Raw genomic sequence first — 21,400 nt, 5'->3', positions numbered from 1 at the left:
GAAATTAGACGGAATTATAGTCGGTTAACTCAGTTTTTCTTCTGTTTTCTTAATTTTATTCATTTTTCTTCTTTTCTTTTGTTGGAACTGTATAGAAATAAGACTACCAAAGTAATTAAATAAGGTAACATAGAAGTGATTTGTGGTGGGATATTGAAGTTTTGAAGAGTGAAGGTCACACTTTCAAAAAACCCGAACAGTAAAGACATTAAAAGTATTCCTAAAGGACGACCTTTTACTAAGATTATTATAGCCAAAGATATCCATCCTCTGCCGTTTGACATATTTTCGCTGAAAAGAGTGACATAGCCTAAGGATAAGTATGTTCCAGCCATGGAAGAAAGTATGCCTGAAAGTAGTATAGAGGTAAACTTCATTTTATTAGGGTTAATGCCTAAAGATCTTGTGGTTTCTGGATCTTCCCCTGTTGCCCTAAGTCTGAGACCAAATTTCGTGTGAAATATTATAACTTCTAACAACAAGGCTAAAAGTATTGTTATGTAAACAATAAAAGGATGATTGTTCAATATTTGTGAAAGAATAGGAATTTGATTTAAAATGGGTATGTCCCATGTTGGAAGAGATTCTATCTTTGGAGATATGAAAGCACCTTTTACGTCGAAAATATTCCTTAAAAGATACGTAGTTCCACCCAAAGCGAGCATATTTATACCGATTCCTGTCAAGAATTCGTCTGTTTTAAGGGACAATGCAAATGCCGAAAAAATCAGGGCAACAACAGCTCCGGAAATCACTGCAAACAACATGCCCATTGCCCAACTTTGAAAAAGATAGCTTCCCAAAACTCCGAAGAAAGCCCCGATAAGCATCATACCTTCCATAGCAATGTTGAATACGTTAGCGTAATAGGTAAAAGTGCCCCCCAACGCTGCAAGAAGTATAGGAGTTGCGCTACTGAAACTGTCTCTAATTAATAAAGAAATTATATCAGTCAGAGGATTTCACCACTCTTTTTGCTTTCAGAGAAGCTTTGATTTTATCACTGTAGTAAGATATCGTACTCCTTGTTGCAACAACCAATAAAACGATTATAGCTTGAAGAACCATTGTGAATTCAGAAGGTATTGATACCTCGAATTCCATACCTATTCCACCTGCTTTAAGAAACCCGAAGAATATGGCAAAAACTGATGTTTCAACTACTCCGTTACCTCCCACTATGGCAAGCATTACTCCATCCCAGCCATAGTTTGCTCCTATCCCTTTAATAAACCTATGTTGAGTTCCACCCAATATCAACAAAGCACCTGCTAAGCCGGAAAGGAACCCTGTGTAAAACATAACCCAGATTAAATTTTCTTCATTTTTACAGCCACCTATCTTTGAAAAATCATAATTATGTCCCATCATACGCCATTCGTAACCTTTTTTTAGATAAGTCACAACAAAAAATGAAACAAAGACCATAAAAATCGCTATGAAGAAACTGATATTTATTCCGTTTATAGTGGGAAGAAAAAATTCTCTTTTTATCATATGAGTGGCGGGAACATACGAGTTTTCATCCAAAAATGGGTAGGTCGCCAAGTACAAAGTCAAGTAATCTGCTATGAAATTCAACATCAAAGTGGTTATAAATTCATCCATTTTATAATACTTTTTTAGTACACCAGCCAAGCCGCCATATAAGCCCCCAACGATACCAGAAATTACCAAAATAACAAATATCCCCAAGATTCCTGGTATGGGTAGATAGTATCCTAAAAGCGCAGCGGTCAAAGCTCCAACAATTAGTTGTCCTGGTTCTCCAAGGTTCACCACGTTTGAACTGAATGCTATTGCTGCAGCCATACCCGTTAATATCAATGGGGTAGCGTTGTTTAAAGTTGAAGAAAGAGAAAACCATGAAGCTAATCCGTAATTAAATAATGCTCGATAAGCTTCGATAGGGGAATTTCCCTGGAGTTTTATCAAAACCGCAGCTGCAAGAAAAGACAAGGCTATACCAATGATTCCTGTTAATATTTTATTTAAACTTTTCATAGTTTAGCCCCCAACATGTATTCGCCCACTTCTTCTTTTGAGTGAATTTTGGGGTCTAATTCAGCCACTATTTCTCCTTTTCGTACCACGTACAACCTATCGCACATAGATAAAAGTTCATCCAGATCTGCAGAGATCATCAGAATCCCTTTCCCTTTTTCTCTCATTTCAAGGATAACGTTATGAACATATTCGATTGAACCAACATCTAATCCTCTGGTTGGTTGGTCCAAAAGCAAAAAAGGCGCATCGAGGCTGAATTCACGTGCAACTATTAATTTCTGCTGATTTCCTCCGGAAAGACTTTTAGGAACATCGTTTATACTTCTTGAAAGGATGTTGTATTGATTGATCAAATCTTTCGCAAATTTTTTAGCCTTTTTCCAATCCATGATGTATTTGAATTTTGATAATCTTTCACCTAAGTGGTGAGTCATTGAAAGATTTTCTACTAAAACAGCGTTCAAAGCTAATCCAAATCTTTTTCTATCGGCAGGAATATAACTTATTAGTCTTCTTCTTTTTCTAATAGGGAACTCTGTGATATTTTGATCTTCTATAAAAATTTTTCCGTGATCCGGATAAATTTCACCGATTATTGTTTGTACAATCTCGTATTGACCGTTGCCTTCGACACCTGCTAAACCAACTATCTCACCTGATCTAATAACAATATTGATGTTTGACAATAGGTTTATCTTTGTTTTATTCGAAGCAACGGTCAAATTTTCACATTTAAAAACCTCTTTACCTGGTTCTTTTGGGACCTTCTTCACTGTTAGCATGACCTCTTTACCCACCATCATTTTTGCCAATTCACCTTTTGAAAGGTTATCGTTCTTTAAAGTTGAGATAATTTTTCCTCTTCTCATAACTGTTATGATGTCTGAGATTTCCAATACTTCTTCCAATTTATGACTGATAAAAACAATGGTTTTACCGGTATCTCTAATATTTCTTATCTCTTTGAATAGTTGCTGAGTTTCTTGAGGTGTTAATACCGCTGTTGGTTCATCAAAAATCAATGTGTCAACCTTTCTGTACAACAATTTTAGAATCTCCACTTTTTGTTGGGCTGCGACAGAGAGGTTAGAAGTAGTTGCTTGTAAATCAACAGCCAAACTAAACTTTTTGGTAATCTCTTCTAACTCATTTAATATTTTTTCTTTATCTAAGAAGCCGAAATTTTTTGTCTTTTCCATACCCAGAACAACGTTCTCGTATACCTTAAAAGAAGGAACGAGCATAAATTCTTGGTGAACCATACCTATCCCAAGTTTAATAGCTACGTTTGGGTTAGTTATTTTTTGTTCTTGACTATTGATAAAGATCCGACCACTGGATGGAGGCACCATACCGTATAAGATCTTCATCAACGTGCTTTTTCCGGCTCCGTTTTCGCCTATAATAGAGTGAATTTCTCCTTTTTCTAAGGAGAAATTCACTCCTTCCAAGGCTAAAACATCAGGTGGGTATACTTTATAAATATCTTTTATTTGTATATACGACATTTAGAACCACCTATGGATTATTATTCTCTATACTCTTTGACCACAATCTTTCCATCCGCTACATCTTGCTGGATCTGTAATATTTTTTCTACAGTTTCTTGAGGAAGAATCTGATATGTGTATTCATCGATAGCCAATCCTACTGCTCCGGCTTTTAATCCGAGTTTGTACAACGTACCGGGTTCATATCTCCCCTCTACTATGTCTTTAAATACTAGTTCAATGGATTTTCCAACTTCTTTAAGATCGCTGGTGATCACGTGGCCTGGGGCAAGGCCATTTTGATTTGAATCTACGCCAATAGCATATTTCCCTTCTTCCTGGGCGGCTTGTAATACACCTGTACCGGTTAAACTTGCGATTTGAAATATTACATCCACACCTTGAGAATAAAGTTGTAAAGCGGCTTGTTTTCCTTTGGCAGGGTCATCCCAACTTCCCACGTATATCGTTCTTACTTCAATTTCCGGATCTATGTAATGTGCCCCTTGTTCATAACCATATACAAAGGATCTGATGACTATATCGTCATCTCCGCCTACTGCTCCTATTAGTTTTTGAGGATTTATCCCTTCCAATTCAGTCATTGTTGTAACGATACCTGCTACAACTCCAGCCATGAAAGCCCCTTCTTCTTCAACGTAATCAACGTTTGATATTATACCCTGTTTATCTTCAACTACGGTGTCAATATTAACGAATATCTTATTGGGAAATTGTGCTGCTATGGTTTTTAATTCTTCTTCAAAACCATAAGAGATTACGAATATAACATCTGCCCAATTTGCGGCTGTGAGTAAACTTTGATAATAGAGCGAAGGATCAAAGTTGCATTCAATTACCCTTGTTTGAACCCCATAATCAGTTTCCAGTTGTTTTATGCCAGCGTAACCAGAGTCATAAAAGGATTGATCCCCAAGGGAACCGTTTATTACGTATGCTACCCTTTGTGGTACGGCAAAAGCTGTGAAAGAAAAGAGAATAACAATGAACACAAAAAATGTGAATCTTTTCATATTTTACACCTCCCCATACGATTTATTATACTATTTTTATGAACTTTGCAATCTGCTTTAGCGCCCCCTTCGCCCCGCTTGCCCACCCATAATCTTTACGATCTATTAATTCCATTTTGGGTACTTAATTTAAATGTCCATTCTGCTAAAGAGGATATTTTTATCTTTGAAAAATCTGGTAAATAGGTTTCCAACGTGTCTTTCAAAGGGTCTGACCAATAAGAAGGGAAATCGTTTGCACCATACATGATCCCCAATATCGTACCTACCTCACCAGCATTACAATCAACGTCATAACCGAAAGAAGATACGATCTTCATTGTTTTATCAAAATCCCCTTCTCCAAACCACAGAGAAGTCAAAACAGAGGCGGTATTGGGATACAGATGAACCCAATTATACCTTTGGAAATTGTCCTCTGTTTTTCTGAGAACGTTGATCCAATCATTATTTGCTTGACAATATTTTACTACATTATCTACGACTTTTTTAAATTCGGTATTTTTGGGGATATAATCCAATGACTTTTCTATTATTTTTCTTGGATCTTTTTCAGAAAAAGCCAAAGATGTCATAACCGCACTATGTATGCCACCGTATATACCGTTACCACTATGGGATACTTGTGAATCTATAAACGATAACTTTGCGGCATTATATGGATCGCCAGGTTGCAATAAACCATGAACCATGCATCTCATCTGTGCTCCTATCCATTCTTGAAATGGGTTATTAAAAAATCCTGATTCGGGTGGGAATATTCCTCTTTTAATATTTTCAAGGGCTATCAACTCAGCACTCCATCCAAATGGTATGTAGGATATCCAATTTTTTGCTAAATCCTTTGAAGTGATCCTTTCCCACTTCTCTTCGTAAGTTTTGAGAAAAATTAATTCATAGGTGACATCGTCGTTGATCGTTGAAACCTCACCTATGTAAGTACCCAATTGGTCAGAATATGTTTCTTCCAACGCATCGTGGGTATACCCTTCAAGTTTGGTTCCCATAGATCCACCTGCAAGTTGGCCTAACCAACCACCATGAATCTTGTCTTTTAGATTATCAATATTGTTAAATTTTTGCTTAGGAAAAGAGTTAGAGATATCTTCCCAGTCCAAAGGTCTATCATACTTTTCGTATGCGTTATTGTCCAATGAATCGGCTTTAGAAAGAGAAAAGAAAATTTCTGAAGTTATAGCCTTTAATTTAGAGTAATCTTTATTTTTTAATGCTTCGAATCCTTTATCCAGCAATAACTCCGCTTGGTTTACGTTTTTACCCATATTTTCTACAGATTGGACTGCACCAACGATGAGAGATTCCGGGGCGTTAGAACCTGGAACTTTACTATCCCAAAGGGTTACCAATATCTCTTTTGGGAAAACATTCATTTTTTCTACATCTTCCCATTTTTCGATGTGATCTTTTTTTGGTTTGGCGTTTCTTCTTCTATTAAATTCGTTTTCCCATGCCTTCATAATTTTTCTCCTTTCTTGAAACAAGAGGAGCTCTAATGATATAATTATTTTATCACATCTGTCGGTTAGGAGGATGATTAAAAAATTATGAATGAATTTGTAATTTTAGGGCATAGGGGTTACAGGGCAAAATTTGTCGAAAATACGATCGAAGCCTTTAAAAAAGCCAGAGAATATGGTGCCGATGGTATTGAGTATGACTCGAGATTAACTAAAGATGGGACGTTAGTTGTTCTTCACGACGATAGTATTGAAAACAGAAAGTTGAAGGAACTAACTTACTATGAGTTAAAACAAATACATTTTAAAAATGGAGAGACCGTTCCAACAGTCGAAGAAGTTATCTTTAATTTAGATGAGCGAGCTATTCTTAATTTAGAAATCAAAGAAGTTGAGGCGGCTGTTCCTTCCTACGAAATAACTAAAAGAATAAATGCAGTTGATAGAACCCTATTTTCTTCTTTCAAAATTGACGCTTTGAGAAAGGTCAGAAGTTTAGATAAAAGTGCAAAAGTTGGATTACTCAGTGAATATAATACTTTAAAATACGTAGATGAATTGAATAACGAGATCGGTCTTTATTCTTTGAATCTTTGGATAGACGCTTTAAAAGATGATATAGAACTTTCTAAAGAACTCTTGCATAAATGGAAAGAAAAGGGTTTGAAGATATTTTTGTGGACGGTCAACGATCCTAAATATTTGCACACATTCAAGGGTTTGTACGATGGTATAATTACCGATGAGGTTGAAAAAATAGTAGAAGTAAGGAGACAAATCGCAAAAGAGAAACTTTAGAGATTGATGTGTCGAGGTATGGGGATGTTATATGGTTCTTTTGTTGGTTTTTCATTGTAAAAAGGACGGGTGCACCATGGACATCCCGAGGTTTTTTTAGCTTCTTCCATATCTATCTCCGCTTCTGGCAATTTTTCAAGGTTACCATTTGAATCAAAGAGAAAATCGGTTTTTTCTACATCGTGTTGTAAGATGATTTCTCTAGCGATCTGGATTTTTCTGTACCTAGATAAAGAAGGTGGTAAAAGGTTTTCAAACCTTGTCCCCTTTATGGGGGTAAAAGAAAATAAACTTACCAATATCTTAAACTTTTTCATTTTTAATAAAAACTCTATAATATTTTCGTCTGTTTCTCCCAATCCAACGATTATATGTGTTGTAATTCTGTTGGGGAAATCATTTGAAGCGTTTATGAGCATATTTTCATAGACTTCGTATCTACCGCCCCTGATTTTTGAGAAAAGTTCTTTGTTTGCTACATCTATAGCCATTCCAACCCTATCAACGTTGTACTTTTTAAACAAGGTTCTAACTTCTTCAATATTTCTTGGCCTTATAGAAACAGAGATAGGTATTTCTGTTTCTTTCAATAAAGATAATAATTCGTTTAATTCGTTCCAGTAATCTAAAGAAGAAACAACTTGTACACAAAGACGTTTGAATTTTGTTGGGATGAAGATACTTTTAAAAGTTTCTAGAGATATTTCAGGCCATTTGATTCTTGATAATAGATCTGCGTTACTTTCAGCCTTCCTAGCTTGTGCACAATAAGCACAGTTGAAAAGGCACTTTTCCCCGATCATGAGATAAGCTGTGTAGTTTGGGAAGTCAATTTTTCCTTTTTTTAAACCGAGTTCTACAGCTGTAGCATAGGATAAACGCAATTTAAATATTCCTCCATTCACCTATTGTTTCGATATATTTGTTACTTAGCGTGTATTTTCGATGTATACGAAGTCATATCCCTTATATTCAAAAACATGAATAGTCGCTTCTTTCGTTGTTGTCGATATTGTTTGTTTAATTTCATAACTATTCAAAAACTCTTGAGGCGTTAACGCAAAGATTTCTTCCACTTCATTTATTAATTCAAAGGCTTCTGTGATTTCCTTTTCTTTCAAATTTCTGTATTCAAGGATCCGATAGGTATATTCATATGAAAGCACAGAAAAGATCAACGTTGGGATCATAATAACAAAAGTCAACACTACTTTCAAATTAGAACGACCCCAGTAGTATAATAATTAAGATTATCAAAAGTATACCTATTATTGAGAAACCAGCTATTATCAGTACATCTAATGAACCTATTTTTTTATCAATAGGTATACTTTTATCATTTTTCATTTGGACGTATAAATCTCCGATAGTTTTTGTTTCGTTTTCGTGTTCAGTTTTTTCTTGAGACTTTCTTAAAATTTGAAGTCGATTTTGGTCTACTGAAACCTTTAACTCTCTATGAACTACCGCTTTACCCAAAACCCCATTCCCTAGATCTACTTTTAAAAATATATAGTCGCTTGAAGGAATCAACTCTTTAGATATAATTTTTCCCTCGACTACTTCTCCCATTTTTTTTTCGCCTTCATTTTTATTTTCAATTGGTAAAACTATTATAGGTTCACCTATGTCCAATTTAGAAACGGAATAACCTTCTATAGGGTCTATTATTGGATAGATTTCGGTTGCACTTTTAACGTCCTCTCTAGTTAAGTATTCTTTTAAACCTTCTTCACCTTTTTCTTTAACGGCTGTTATCCAGGTTAGATCCTTATAATCAAATTTCTGGGCTACCAGCTTGATCTTTGTATCTCCAGACCATTCACTTAAAATATCGCTCAAAATTGATTTTAAAACATAAACATCTTCATCTTCTATAGCCATAAAGATTTTTGTCCCTGTGACCTCGAATTTCATTTTTTTTAGCATGCTGTAGAAGTAGGCTTTGAACTGAGTTAAAAGGTTATTATTTTTTTCCTTAGACAATTGATAATACAGCATATCGATGTCTGATTTAAAATCGAGATAATCTTTTGTTATATCAGGAAGATCTATTTCTCTAAGTTGAGCCCTACTCAACAAAAGAACATTAAAATAGGGGGTTTGAGCCTTTTTACCAAACATATATCCCACATACGTTTCACCAGTTAAATTTGAGGTTGCTAAAAATTTTAATGCATAAAAGTCCATATTTTTTCCCCTTTTCTTGAATATACGTTTTTTCTAAAAATTTTTTGTTCACTTTAATATTCCTTCCCCACTTTTTATTTCTTCCACATCATAATCATTTAAATCTATCTCGTTGTCTATTACACAATTTTTCCCTATTATCATCTTGTCTTTTATCTTCGAGTTGAAGCCTATTACAGTTATATCTGAATTATAGATCTTTTTATCGACTTTTGATTCTGAAAATTTGCCTTTTCCTATCTCAACCGAATCACCGATAATAGTGTTTTCAGCAATAATTGTTTTTTCTATATACGAATTTTTGCCGATAAATACGTTATTCATTATTATGGAATCTTTTACATAAGTTCCCTCTGAAACGGTTACCCCCTGGAAAATTACTGAATTTTCAACTGTACCATATATTTCTGATCCTTCACTAACAAAGCTTTTTATTACACTAGATCCCTTTGCAATGAAAGCAGGTGGTAACTCTTCCGATTGAGTGTATATTTTCCAATTTTCATCATGAAGGTCTAACGGAGGCAAGGGAGAAATTATCTCAAGATTACAGTCAAGATAAGATTCTAAAGTTCCAACGTCTCTCCAATACCCTTCAAAGTTGAAAGCATACAGTTGAGAATTTTCTACTAGCGATTTGGGAATAATATTTTTTCCAAAATCATGTTCAGAAGTATTATCTTTGGCATCTCTTATTAGAGCATCTTTTAGAAAATTCCATTTGAATACATATATACCCAAAGAAGCCAAGGTTCCTCTTGGTTCTTTGGGCTTTTCTTGAAATTCGATTATTCTATCGAAAGGGTCAGTGACCATTATACCAAATCTATGTGCTTCGCTCACTGGTACTTCCATACAGGCTATAGTACCATCGGCATCTTTTTCTATATGATAATCTATTATATCGTTGTAATCCATTTTATATACATGATCCCCTGACAACAGTAACACAAAATCAGGTTTATACCTTTCTATGAATTCTATGTTTTGATAAACCGCATCGGCTGTTCCTTGGTACCAAGAAGTTCCTGATCTGCTTAGATAAGGGGGCAAAATATGTAAACCTCCGCCTTTTATGTCCAAGTCCCAGGGTTTTCCTATCCCCAAATGTTCTACCAGCCTATGTGGCATATATTGAGTGACAACACCTACTGTATTTATATTTGAATTAACGCAATTACTTAAAGTGAAATCGATCATACGATATTTTCCACCGAAGGGTACGGCGGGCTTTGCTAAATTGTTTGTAATTACCCCAAGTCTTGTTCCTTGACCTCCAGCTAAAATGATAGCTAAAACACGCATTTCAATGCCTCCTTTATAGAACAGCCCCTTTTTCTATAACGTTGATCTCGTTACCTATGCCTTCCAACTTTCTCCCTGATCTTATCCTTACGTTTTTATCAATTATTGTCTTTCTAATTACACTTCCTTCCTCTAAATAACTTCCTTGAAGTACTATACAATTTTCTATTACTGAACCCGCTCCAACGTACACATCCCTAGAAAGGACAGAATTTCTAACAACTCCATTTATTATACAACCATCAGATATAAATGAATTGGAGACTTCGGCGTTAACGTTAATCTTCGGTGGAGCCGAATCTTTGAGCTTAGTATATATTTTTCTTTCTGGTGAATAAAACAATTCATTTCTGACCTCTTCTTTTAGAATATCCATATTAATATTATAATAATCTTCCACAGATTTTTTTATATTTTTCCAATAACCATCAAAATCGTAAGAAAAAACTCTCATCCTGGATAAATTGGGAATGATTATATCTTTTAATAGATCGAATTTACCGTTTGATACGTTGGCATATAGAATTTCCATCAAAAACGCTTTGTTTATAAAATAAACACCCAAAAAAATCTTATCAGAGCGATATTGGGAGTCCTTTTCATAGATTTGTGTGATTCTGTTATTTTCGTCTGTAATGACTTGTCCATATTGGCTAAAATTTACTCCCTCTTCTACAGTTTTTGTTAGCAACGTAATATCTGCGCCGTTTTTTACATGGTATTTGAAAAGCGGTCTAAAATCAATATTATATATATGATCTCCAGAACCAATTAAAACAAAATCTTCGTATGATCTTCTCAAAAAGGTCAAATTTTGAAATATTGCATCCGCTGTTCCTTCATAGTACATTTTATGACTTTGAGGGCTTATAAATGGCTGAAGTATGAATAATCCCCCTCTTTTTCTATCCAAGTTCCATTCTTTACCGCTTCCCAAATGATCCATGAGAGACCTAGGATTGTATTGAGTAAATACTCCTACGTTTGTGATGCCAGAATTTACCATATTGCTTAACGTAAAATCTATCGCTCTGTACTTACCAAAAACAGGAACGGCTGCGCTAGTTCTTTTTAAAGTTAATTTATCTAAATTATCTTTGGTGGATCCAGAAAGAATAAGACCTACAACCCTCATAAACCTCACCTCTTTGATGTTTACAACTCGTTTTCAAACCCGCATAGATATTCAAAAATCTCATTTTCTTCAAAGAAAATTTTCCACTCTTGTTCAGCACTTTGAATCGAATCTGAGGCATGTACAATGTTCTTTCTGACACTTATCCCAAATTCTCCACGAATGCTTCCTGCTTGAGCTTTTAGGGGATCCGTTTCACCGTTTATACTTCTAACAGCTTCAATAACCCTTGGGCCTTCTATAATCATAACAACCACAGGTCCAGATAGTATGAATTCTATCAATGGTTGATAAAAATCCTTACCTTGGTGTACTTTGTAGAGCTCTTCAGCTTGTGCTTTTTTCATCTTTATCATCTTCATAGCAACTACTTTTAGGCCTTTTTGTTCATATCTTTTGATTATTTCACCAATTAGTCCTCTTTTAACAGCGTTAGGTTTTATCATCACAAATGCTTTTTCCGCCAAATTAAGCTCCCCCTTCTATTCATCTTTTAAAGATTCGACAATATTGAAGCTCGCTGCTCGCCTTGATGCGACATAACTAAAAAAAATGGATACAAAACTGTTTATTAAAAAGGCTATCAAAAAAGAGCTGGCTGTTATCTTAATGGGTAAATATTCCACATAAAAGAGGCCTTCGGGTAATGGGATCTTTAAAATAATTAGAAACCAGCAGGTTAAAACACCGGCAATAACTCCAAGTACAAATCCTACTAGAGATATTAAAAAAGTTTCTAAGATAAAAATAGTAGTTACTTGTCTTCTTTGAAAACCAAGAGCCCTTAAAATAGCTATCTCTTTCTTTCTAGTAAAGACAGAGAAAGAAACCGAGTTTGATATACTGAATCCAGAAATCAAAAGAATGAAAAAAGTTATCATAAAAGCTATCAAGCTATCAAATTGGACTGCCTTAGCCAAAGTTTCATTGGACTCTTCCCAAGTGAGGGCGGAGTAACTAGAAAGATATTTTTCTTTAAATTGTTGAGCCTTGTTTGGATTTTTTAAAAAAATGCCGGTATATTCTTTTGGGTTTGAATTTTGAGACAATATGAAAGTTGAATCGTACGAATATACCCCAGAATCGAATATTCCTGTAATGGTACTTTCTTGGAAAATCGGTAATAGGCCCTTTGTTCTAACAGTTATTATGGTATCACCAATTTCAACATTGAGATTATTCGCTAATTTATTTCCTAATATAAGGCCTTCGGTACCCTTTTCCTCATTTATAAATCCTTCATAGATTGATAGATCATCCAATTCCATAAGTTGAGAGAAGGCAATTTTAGATTGGTTTATAATTGCAACAGATGTGATGTTGAAATTTACAATTTTGTCTATTTCTGATGAGGTTTGAGTGTAATTTCCTCTAACAACTAGATGAGGATAAAAATTAGTTATTGAATCTATTAACAAGCTATCGAAACCATTTATTATTGAAGTAACTACTATAATACCCCATACCCCTATTATCATAGCGATGAGTGAGAATTTAAAGTTTTTTTTCGACCTTGTGAAAAAAGAAATAGCCAAAAGTAAAACCGGATTATTTCTTTTACCACCTTTCATTGAGAACCACCAGAGCATCGTAATCCGTTGGATCGTTCAAATTTTCTGAAATAAAATCTATCAACTGGAAATATTTGTACTTATCTTCTATTTCGATGAAATTTGTTCCGAACGTCTCTTTCAAATCTGCCTTTATCTTTTCCTTAGTTTCTTCTTCGACGTTCCTAAAAAAAACATATGAATATTGGTCACTTAAACCATCAAAAGTTTCATCCAACACCTTAATCTGATACCCCGGTTTTTTCCATACGTCAAAAACATATGTATAAAAATTATATAATTTACTAGAAAAATTTTTGGTTATGAGAATTTTTGGTTTATCATTGCTTTGGTCAGAATATGTTTCAAAGGTTTTCAACTTGTATTGAATTTGGGGTATTTTACTTTCATCAACAACTACATAGCTATCTTTGATTAGATAGGGGAATGAGATAAATTCCATCTGGGCATCCTTCGCTTGGTTATACAAAAAAAGTAGATCTTGGATTTCAAAAGAATTAATCGTGTCAGATAAACCTATATTAATAGCTTCAAGGAGTTTATTTATTCCAGCAGATTGAACTTCATCCAATAAAGCCAATACAACATTTTTTTGACGTTCCATCCTTCCTAAATCTCCCGATGTATCTCTATACCTTACATAATATAACAATTCTTCACCGTTTAACTTATTATACCCTTTTTTAAAATCTATGTGTAAATTTTGATGGTAATCTGAGTAACTCATATCTGATTCTATGTATATATCTATTGGAGCAAACAAGTCACCAATACTTTTAAATATAGAATAATCAAAAATTATGTAATCTGAAATCTGAACACCGCTTAATTTTTCGACCTCTTCTTTTAGCCTGTCTATGCCGTAAATTTCATAAACAGAGTTAATTCTTCTTTCACTTTGATCGATACTGATCAAAAGATCCCTTGGTATGGGTAGAAAAACGATTTTTCCTTTATCGATTCCCCCTAAGATTATGACATCAGTTCTTGTTGAACTTTCGATGTTCTCGTCCATTCCCAGGACTAAGAAATAGTAAGGAAATTCTATGGGGGATAAATCTAATTGAATATTCTTACGTAAAGGTATTATAAAACTGAGTGTCAAAAAAATCAGAAAAATGAAAGATAATATTCTTAAGATATGTATTTTCAAATAATAATCACTCCACGATCTCTTTGACCCTTTCAAAAGCCTCTACATCCGCGTATTTTCTTTCGATTGTTTGATTTGCTATATTGATTTGAATAGGTTCATTTAAAAGGAGTGGAACGGTTAATTTATCGTAATTGGTAATAGAGTACTTTGAAAAGCCATCAATGAGGGCATAAATACCTTCTTCGTCTAAATTGGTCGACCTATCGTAATTTTTGACTATATCTACGTATCCTCCCAAACTGAAAACTTGCCAAAATCTTATCTCACTATTCTTCAAAACGTCAAAAAATCCATCGATACCTTTTAAGTTGCTGCCTCCTAATTTACTTATAAACTCGTTGGCAACTTCATCATTTAGGTAGAAATAGTAATTAAAATTTGAGTTAAGATCAAACAACTCCAAAAAATCGTTTGTCACTTTATCTAAATTTTCAGAAGATAGAGTAATGTAAGACTCTGGAAATGTAGTTCCATCTTCTACTTTGACTATCATTATCTTTCTGTTATCGTTCAGAACCCTTATAAAATATAGCCCATTGTCATAAGATGCTGTATAAGTTACACTGCTCGAAGCTGCTACAGGATTGTTGATGAATTGGTTGTATCTATATAACATGAAGCCTAAAAAAGCCGCGATTATAGCGATAATTATTATCAAGATAAGCCATATTCTTCTGCCTCTTTTTCTTTTTCCTCCAACATACACATTTGCCACAAAACACACCTCCAACATGCGAATTCCTTAGATAATTTAGAAATTAAAAAACATCAACGAGAGATGCTCTCAATGAGCATCTCTCAATCATTTTATTTATTTTCTAAAAAATTACTTAAAACTTCTTCTAAATCAGGTTTACCGATTTCTTGCAACTCGTAAGTTACCCTAACTGTAGGTTTTTTTATGTCCATAATTCTTGTTAGATCAATTGGTGTACCTATAACCACAACTTCGGCATCGGATTTATTGATGCTTTCTTCCAGTTCTTTTATCTGTTTTTTTCCATAACCCATTGCGGGAAGTATTTTATCAAGATGAGTATATTTCTTATAAGTATTTACTATTGAACCAACTGCATAAGGTCTTGGGTCAATTATTTCAGAAGCTCCAAACTTTTTGGCAGCTATGAAACCGGCTCCATAGGTCATTTCGCCGTGAGTTAAGGTTGGACCATCTTCAATAACAAGGCATCTCTTTCCTCTTATAATAGAAGGATTTTTGACGAACAAAGGAGATGCGGCATCAATCACTGTTGCGTTTGGATTCCATTTTTCTATATTTGCTCTTACTTTTTCAATGCCTTCCAATGTTGCTGTTTCTTCTTTATTGATAACTAGAACATCTGCCATAATAAGATTCGTCATTCCAGGGAAATAGGATACTTCATGACCGGCTCTGTGTGGATCGACTACAACGATAGATAAATCGGGTTTATAGAATGAAAAATCGTTGTTTCCACCATCCCATAATATAACATCGGGATTTTCTTCTTCCGCCTGTCTCAATATCTCTTCATAATCAACACCTGCATAGATGACAGAGTTCCTATCTATATGAGGTTCATACTCCTCTCTTTCTTCAATTGTACATTCGTGTTTATCTAGATCTTCGTAAGTGGCAAACCTTTGTACCTTTTGCTTTACTAGGTTCCCATATGGCATTGGATGTCTGATTGAAACTACTTTTAAACCTTTATTTTTTAGAATATCCAAAACTCTCCTCGTTGTTTGACTTTTTCCTGAACCGGTTCTAACGGCACAAATCGAGATAATAGGTTTTTTGGATTTCAACATAGAATTATTGGGGCCCAGAAGTTTAAAATCTGCGCCACTAGCAAGCACCAAAGAAGCCTTTTCCATTACATACGAAAACGGCAAATCGCTGTAGGATAACACAACTTCGTCGATGTTGTTTTCTTTGATAAGATTGACTAGGTTTGCTTCTGATTCTATGGGTATCCCATTGGGATACAACTCTCCAGCGAGTTCTTTGGGATAAAGCCTTCCTTCGATATCAGGAATCTGTGTGGCTGTGAAGCAAACAACTTCGTAGTCAGGATTATCGCGATAATAAACGTTGAAATTGTGAAAATCTCTACCTGCTGCTCCCATTATCAAAACTTTTTTTCTCAAGAGTATCTCCTCCTTATAAGTGGCATACTAGCGCACCTAGGGCCTCCCCTTCCTCTAGATAATTCACTGGACGGTATGGTTAAAACTTCTATCCCCGATTTTTCTAATTCTCTGTTGGTGATGTAATTTCGATCGTAGGTGATAACCTTTCCAGGTTCTATTGCCAAACTGTTGGAGCCATCATTCCACTGTTCCCTGTGTGATGCTATTATATCAGCGTTTCCACATTTAATAATTTCGACATGATCTAAATTAAGATGTTTTTTTAATATGTTTTCCAAACTTTCTTCTTCTTCATAAAAATCAAATCCCTCTTTAGACTTAGTAATAATGAAAGTATCTATATCTTCTTTTAAATTTGCATGTACTAGAAATTTATCGTAATCAACCATTGTGAATATGGTGTCTAAATGCATATAAGCCCTATTATCAGGTATTATAAAAGCAATTATCTTCTCAAAGGTATCTTTATTTTCTTTTAGAAACTTCTTAGCTAGGATTTCAACAGCTTCTGGTGAGGTTCTTTGAGAAATCCCTACCGCTAAAACTTTTTCGCTTAACACTAAGATATCCCCACCCTCTATTGGATAAGGGTAATCTTTCTCGTAATACAATGGGGTGCCTTCAAATTTTGTGTTGTATTTTATGACATATTCCATAAGCATAACTTCTCTTCTTCTTGCTGAGGTTTTCATTCTGTTCACGCAGGCACCTTTTCCCAAAATCGCCACAGGATCCCTTTGAAAATATAAGTTTGGCATAGGGGGAAGGAAAAAAGGTAACTCTATATCCGCTCTTCTAACCCTCAAGGAGAAGATGTTTCTGTTAATTTCTAGTTCATCAGAACGTATACCCGATATTATAGTATCCACCATTTCTTTGGTATCTAGGGAAAACAAATAATCTTTTAAAAGAGCATAAATGAAGCTATTGTATATTTCTGAGAATTGTAAAAACTCTTTGACAAATTTTTCTTTTAAATCCAAATCATTAAGCGTTTCCGTCAACAATTCTGTAAGATACAAAACTTCTACACCATTCTCTCTTAAAACATTTGCAAAGTAATCATGTTCTTCTTGCGCTTTATACAAAAAAGGAATATCGTCAAATAACAGATCAGAAAGATAATGAGGAGATAAATTTTCTAACTCTTTTCCCGGTCTATGTAGAAGGATTTTTTCTAATTTTCCGATTTCTGAATACACAGATAAATTCATGACTTTTAAGCACCAACCTTTTCCTTTCTAATATTATACAACAAAAACTCTTCTAAAAAATCTCATAGCTTTGTAAAAGTGTTGGGGCGTTCAAAGTATCAAGCACTTTTTCTAAAAGTATGCCTTCCCTTTGGGGATATTTATAACCATAACTAGCTTTTAAACACGTAGACACGAATTGAGTAGCCCTGTCTATTGCCATTGGTACACTGTCTCCGTTTAAAAGACTACCAACGATAACGCTTGCAAAGGAGTCCCCTGTACCAGGGTATAAGGCTTTTATATAGTTATTGGTGATTTTCCAAAACCTATTATTTGTCCTTTCATAAGCTAATACCCCTATTTTTGATTTAGATTCATCAGGAACACTTGTTATAATAACGACTTCTGGGCCCATGTCTGACAAACGTTTTAACCAGCTTTTCAACATCTCTTCACTAATATCTTGGTCGTACTTTTCATCCAAAAGAAAACAAGCTTCCGTTAAATTTGGTGTTATTACATGAGACTTGGAAACTAGTTTTTTCATATCTTTGACCATGCCTTCAGTAATGGTAGCGTAAAGTCTCCCGTCATCCCCCATTACTGGATCAACGACTACTAGAGTTTCATTTTTCTGTGAAAAATATTGTATAAATTCCATTACAATATCGATCTGTTTTTCTGAACCTAAAAAACCACTATAAATGGCATCAAAACTCAGGTCTAATTTTTTCCAATGCGATATTATATCTTTCATATTGTCTGTTAGATCCAAAAAAGAGTAATCCTCAAACCCCCCTGTATGGGTTGATAGTATGGCAGTGGGAAGTGGGCAGACTTGAATCTCCATAGAAGATAATATAGGAATTACAACGGTTAAAGAAGCTTTTCCAAAACCTGAAAGATCGTGAATTGCCGCAACTCTTTTGATGGGTTTCTCTTTCAAATACATCATTCCTTTCCCCTAAGATAGGATGTTAAACTCTTTTGCTATTTCTGCACCAAGTTGGGCATTGTTGTAGACTAATTCAATATTTGCTTTTAAACTTTCCCCTTTTGTTAATTCGTTTATTTTTGAAAGTAGAAAGGGGGTTAATTCCTTACCTTTTATTTTTCGCCTTTTAGCCTCTTCTATTGCGTTTTCTATTGTTTTATCTATTTCCTCAAAATCCAGTGAATACTCTTTAGGAATAGGATTTGCAATAAAAATGCCCCCTTGTAGGCCCAAGTCCCACTTTGTCTTCATTATTGATGCGATTTCTTTAGGAGTTTCAACTCTATAAGGTACATTTATCCCACTTTCCCTCGAAAAAAAGCATGGAAGTTCGTCTGTTTGATAGCCAATCACTGGGACACCGAAAGTTTCCAAATATTCTTTGGTTAATTGAAGATCTAATATAGCTTTAGGTCCAGCAGATATCACCGCCACGTTGGTTTTCGCAAGCTCTTGCAGGTCTGCGGAGATATCAAAAGTTTCTTGAGCGTTTCTATGTACACCTCCTATTCCTCCCGTTACGAAGACCTTTATTCCAGCAAGTTCAGCTATAATCATAGTTGCTGCAACCGTGGTAGCGGCGTTAAAACCTTTTGCAAGGATAACGGGGAGATCCATCCTGCTTGCTTTCAATATGTTTTTGGAGGTGGCCATGAATTCTAATTCTTCTTTTGATAATCCTACTTTCATTTTGCCATCTATTATTGCGATAGTTGCTGGAACTGCTCCCCTTTCTCTTATTGTTTCTTCTACATTTTTTGCCACTTCTACATTTTGTGGATAAGGCATTCCATGAGAAATTATAGTTGATTCCAAGGCAACGATAGGTCTATTTTCTTTCAAAGCTTGGTACACTTCTTCTTTTATTTCTAAATATAGGGTTGTATTCATATTAGTTTTCCTCCAAAAGCTGTATTTTTATTGTTTTACAAACTTTCTATAGCGCCACTTTGCCCGGCAGCCCTTTTAATTAATCAAAAATTTTAGAAGATAACTCATCTGCCACTGTTTTTGGACTTTTTAGGGTAATTTGAGAGGCTTTTATTCCGTATTCAATGCTTTTTTCTATATCAGCATCTTTGTAAATGCCGTAGATAAATCCAGCGGTGAAAGCATCTCCGGCACCATTGGAATCGACTATTTCGGAGTCTTCGACTTCATCTACAGAAAAGAAATCTGCTTTTTTAATGCGATTGTTTAAAAGGAGAACCCCCTCTTCCCCGTTTGTTACAATTAAATTAAAAATATTGGGGAATTTTTCTGAAAAAGTCTTTTGTATACTTTTATAATCAAAAAAATTCAAGTTTTCTTGTTCTCTTAAGGATTTCAATTCTGAGAAGTTTAGGGTCAGATAATCTATTTTTCCAGTTATATTTTTTAATTTTTTTACTTTTAGATTTGATACGGCGTTAAAAACTGTGTAAACATTCGTGTTTTCAAGGATTTTAAGTATATATTCTATCGTCTGAGGTTCTAAATTTGCTTCAAGAAAGACAATTTTTGATTGGAGTAACGTATCTTTGTGTTTTTTTATATAATTTATATTTATCTCATTAATAATATCCATGTCTGATATAGAGACAAACATATCTTTTTTTTCGTCTAAAATAGCCAGGTAAACACCCGTTCTGCTATTATCACAAATCTTGATAAAATTAGTATTTACCTTTAGATTATTTAATTCGGCTAAAATTATTTCACCAAATACATCGTTCCCAACTGCTCCAAATAAATTAACAGGGACTTCTAATTTGCATAAATTGTGGGCAACGTTCCTAGCTACACCTCCTGAAGAATAAAAGATACGTCCAGGGTTTGAAGTCTTGAGAGATAATTTTTCGTAAGAAGATCCTTTGAAATCTGTATTTATTCCTCCTATTACTGATACATACATAAAATTTCTCCTCAAATGTTTTTAGGGTTAAAAACTTTTCCTAGATCTTCACAACTTTTTCGCAAATTTTCTTCTTCTTCTATATCAAGTGGTGTGAATTCGTCTGCTGCTTTTATTAACCATTCTAAAAGGTTTATGTGGCTAGAGCATAATATAGAGGTTATTGGCTTAGTAAGAGAAAATCTTATCGTTGTCTTCACTTCTTCATAACTTTCAGAAGGAATATAAAGAAGGTCCGATATCCCTTTTTCTGCATTTATCTTCGTTATCTTTTTTATAAGATTTTGTTTACTTATTACGCCAGTTCCTTTTTCCTTGGCTTTAGAAATTACTTTTCTTCCATAACCAGTGTACCAATTCATCCAATCTATGGGAAAGGTAATCGAATCAAAATCATAACTTTCTAAAAGTTGTAAAGCTATGCTTTCTTTGTTTGTTGAAAAACCTATGTATTTTACTAAGCCCAAATTTTTAGCGGCAAAGAATCCCTCTAACGCGCCTTCAGGACCTAGAATTCTATGAATATCCTCTTGGGTATTTGCAACAATTTGGATCAAGTCTAGATATTGAAGATTGAATTTAGCTAAGAGTTCTTTTATGTCCAGTTGTATCTCATCACTGCTTTTGGAGAAAGACTTACCCGCAATAAAAAGTTTATCCCTATGCAAATTTATTGGAAAAATAGTCGCTTCGTCTTTAGGTTCCAATGTAGGCGAAATTTCAAAGAAATTTACACCACCTAGAATAAACTTTTCTAAAAACCTTTTAATTTCATAATTATATTCGCTTACGAGCAGCTTTTCCAAATCCAAACCTATGATAGAGAGTTCTTCTTGCGTCTTACCTAAAATCCTTCTCTCCATATCTTGTTCCTCCTTTCAATGGTACCCCCTGGAAGGTGATCAACACTTAAAAAAGATATGAAAAATTGCATATTCAATTATACCATAAAAAATAAATACTATAGAAAATTAGCGATTAGGAATAATTAGAGGTAATTAAGGACGATTAAAAACGAT

The 21,400-nt window shown here is 34.5% G+C and carries 21 protein-coding genes; 1 reads left to right on the top strand and 20 read right to left on the bottom strand.

What is annotated here, in order from left to right:
- Positions 1–59: 59 nt before the first annotated feature.
- From X926_RS02940 to X926_RS02920, 5 genes are all read right to left on the bottom strand, one after another.
- Positions 60–932, bottom strand: coding sequence for an ABC transporter permease (locus tag X926_RS02940; protein ID WP_103064927.1), 873 nt, complete (start codon positions 930–932; stop codon positions 60–62).
- A 16-nt stretch (positions 933–948) separates the two neighbouring features.
- Positions 949–2,004 carry an ABC transporter permease gene (locus X926_RS02935; RefSeq protein ID WP_103064926.1) on the bottom strand — a complete coding sequence of 352 codons (1,056 nt, stop codon included), beginning with the start codon at positions 2,002–2,004 and terminating at the stop codon, positions 949–951.
- A complete protein-coding gene (locus X926_RS02930) occupies positions 2,001–3,515 on the bottom strand; it encodes an ABC transporter ATP-binding protein (RefSeq protein ID WP_103064925.1) in 1,515 nt (504 codons plus the stop codon). Before X926_RS02930 ends, X926_RS02935 begins: the two co-directional genes overlap by 4 nt.
- 20 nt (positions 3,516–3,535) lie before the next feature.
- Positions 3,536–4,531 (bottom strand): BMP family ABC transporter substrate-binding protein, encoded by a 996-nt coding sequence (locus X926_RS02925; RefSeq protein ID WP_103064924.1) that lies wholly within the window; start codon positions 4,529–4,531, stop codon positions 3,536–3,538.
- Between the two features lie 95 nt (positions 4,532–4,626).
- A complete protein-coding gene (locus X926_RS02920; protein WP_103064923.1) occupies positions 4,627–6,009 on the bottom strand; it encodes an ADP-ribosylglycohydrolase family protein in 1,383 nt (460 codons plus the stop codon).
- Positions 6,010–6,096: 87 nt separating this feature from the next.
- Between X926_RS02920 and X926_RS02915 the strand changes: the two genes are divergently transcribed.
- A complete protein-coding gene (locus X926_RS02915; protein ID WP_012208739.1) occupies positions 6,097–6,807 on the top strand; it encodes a glycerophosphodiester phosphodiesterase family protein in 711 nt (236 codons plus the stop codon).
- On the opposite strand, the gene X926_RS02910 is transcribed toward X926_RS02915, so the two are convergent.
- The 15 genes from X926_RS02910 to X926_RS02840 all read right to left on the bottom strand — a co-directional run bounded on the left by X926_RS02910 (position 6,804) and on the right by X926_RS02840 (position 21,244).
- Positions 6,804–7,691 (bottom strand): radical SAM protein, encoded by an 888-nt coding sequence (locus X926_RS02910; RefSeq protein WP_103064922.1) that lies wholly within the window; start codon positions 7,689–7,691, stop codon positions 6,804–6,806. The two genes, X926_RS02915 and X926_RS02910, sit on opposite strands and share 4 nt — an antisense overlap.
- 45 nt (positions 7,692–7,736) lie before the next feature.
- Complete coding sequence (locus X926_RS02905) at positions 7,737–8,024, bottom strand: hypothetical protein (RefSeq protein ID WP_103064921.1); 288 nt, start codon at positions 8,022–8,024, stop codon at positions 7,737–7,739.
- 1 nt (position 8,025) lies between these two features.
- Entirely contained in the window at positions 8,026–8,997 is a 972-nt protein-coding gene (locus tag X926_RS02900) for a DUF4899 domain-containing protein (RefSeq protein WP_103064920.1), read from the bottom strand.
- A gap of 48 nt (positions 8,998–9,045) precedes the next feature.
- A complete protein-coding gene (locus X926_RS02895; RefSeq protein ID WP_103064919.1) occupies positions 9,046–10,302 on the bottom strand; it encodes a glucose-1-phosphate adenylyltransferase in 1,257 nt (418 codons plus the stop codon).
- Between the two features lie 13 nt (positions 10,303–10,315).
- Entirely contained in the window at positions 10,316–11,437 is a 1,122-nt protein-coding gene (glgD, locus tag X926_RS02890) for a glucose-1-phosphate adenylyltransferase subunit GlgD (RefSeq protein WP_103064918.1), read from the bottom strand.
- 20 nt (positions 11,438–11,457) lie between these two features.
- Positions 11,458–11,904 (bottom strand): nucleoside-diphosphate kinase, encoded by a 447-nt coding sequence (gene ndk, locus X926_RS02885; protein WP_012208733.1) that lies wholly within the window; start codon positions 11,902–11,904, stop codon positions 11,458–11,460.
- Positions 11,905–11,919: 15 nt separating this feature from the next.
- On the bottom strand, positions 11,920–13,008 hold the full coding sequence (locus X926_RS02880; protein WP_158245182.1) for an ABC transporter permease: 1,089 nt from the start codon (positions 13,006–13,008) through the stop codon (positions 11,920–11,922).
- Positions 12,995–14,161 carry an LCP family protein gene (locus X926_RS02875; protein WP_103064916.1) on the bottom strand — a complete coding sequence of 389 codons (1,167 nt, stop codon included), beginning with the start codon at positions 14,159–14,161 and terminating at the stop codon, positions 12,995–12,997. The genes X926_RS02880 and X926_RS02875 overlap by 14 nt, the downstream gene beginning before the upstream one ends.
- Positions 14,162–14,168: 7 nt before the next feature.
- Positions 14,169–14,879, bottom strand: a complete 711-nt coding sequence (locus X926_RS02870; RefSeq protein WP_103064915.1) for a hypothetical protein — start codon at positions 14,877–14,879, stop codon at positions 14,169–14,171.
- Between the two features lie 92 nt (positions 14,880–14,971).
- Positions 14,972–16,273 carry a cyclic 2,3-diphosphoglycerate synthase gene (locus tag X926_RS02865; RefSeq protein WP_103064978.1) on the bottom strand — a complete coding sequence of 434 codons (1,302 nt, stop codon included), beginning with the start codon at positions 16,271–16,273 and terminating at the stop codon, positions 14,972–14,974.
- A gap of 17 nt (positions 16,274–16,290) precedes the next feature.
- Positions 16,291–17,511: an arginine deiminase gene (locus X926_RS02860; RefSeq protein WP_012208728.1), complete on the bottom strand. Its 1,221-nt coding sequence runs from the start codon at positions 17,509–17,511 to the stop codon at positions 16,291–16,293.
- A 52-nt stretch (positions 17,512–17,563) separates the two neighbouring features.
- Positions 17,564–18,445, bottom strand: coding sequence for a pyridoxamine kinase (locus X926_RS02855; RefSeq protein ID WP_103064914.1), 882 nt, complete (start codon positions 18,443–18,445; stop codon positions 17,564–17,566).
- A gap of 12 nt (positions 18,446–18,457) precedes the next feature.
- Positions 18,458–19,378: a pseudouridine-5'-phosphate glycosidase gene (locus X926_RS02850; RefSeq protein ID WP_103064913.1), complete on the bottom strand. Its 921-nt coding sequence runs from the start codon at positions 19,376–19,378 to the stop codon at positions 18,458–18,460.
- Between the two features lie 79 nt (positions 19,379–19,457).
- Positions 19,458–20,381, bottom strand: a complete 924-nt coding sequence (locus tag X926_RS02845) for a carbohydrate kinase family protein (protein ID WP_103064912.1) — start codon at positions 20,379–20,381, stop codon at positions 19,458–19,460.
- Between the two features lie 11 nt (positions 20,382–20,392).
- Positions 20,393–21,244 carry a hypothetical protein gene (locus X926_RS02840; RefSeq protein WP_103064911.1) on the bottom strand — a complete coding sequence of 284 codons (852 nt, stop codon included), beginning with the start codon at positions 21,242–21,244 and terminating at the stop codon, positions 20,393–20,395.
- Positions 21,245–21,400: the final 156 nt, after the last annotated feature.

The sequence above is a fragment of the Petrotoga sp. HWHPT.55.6.3 genome (assembly GCF_002895495.1).
In the GTDB taxonomy this organism is placed as follows: domain Bacteria; phylum Thermotogota; class Thermotogae; order Petrotogales; family Petrotogaceae; genus Petrotoga; species Petrotoga mobilis.
Note: the sequence above shows the minus strand (reverse complement) of the source record. Positions and strands in the feature narration are given on the sequence as shown.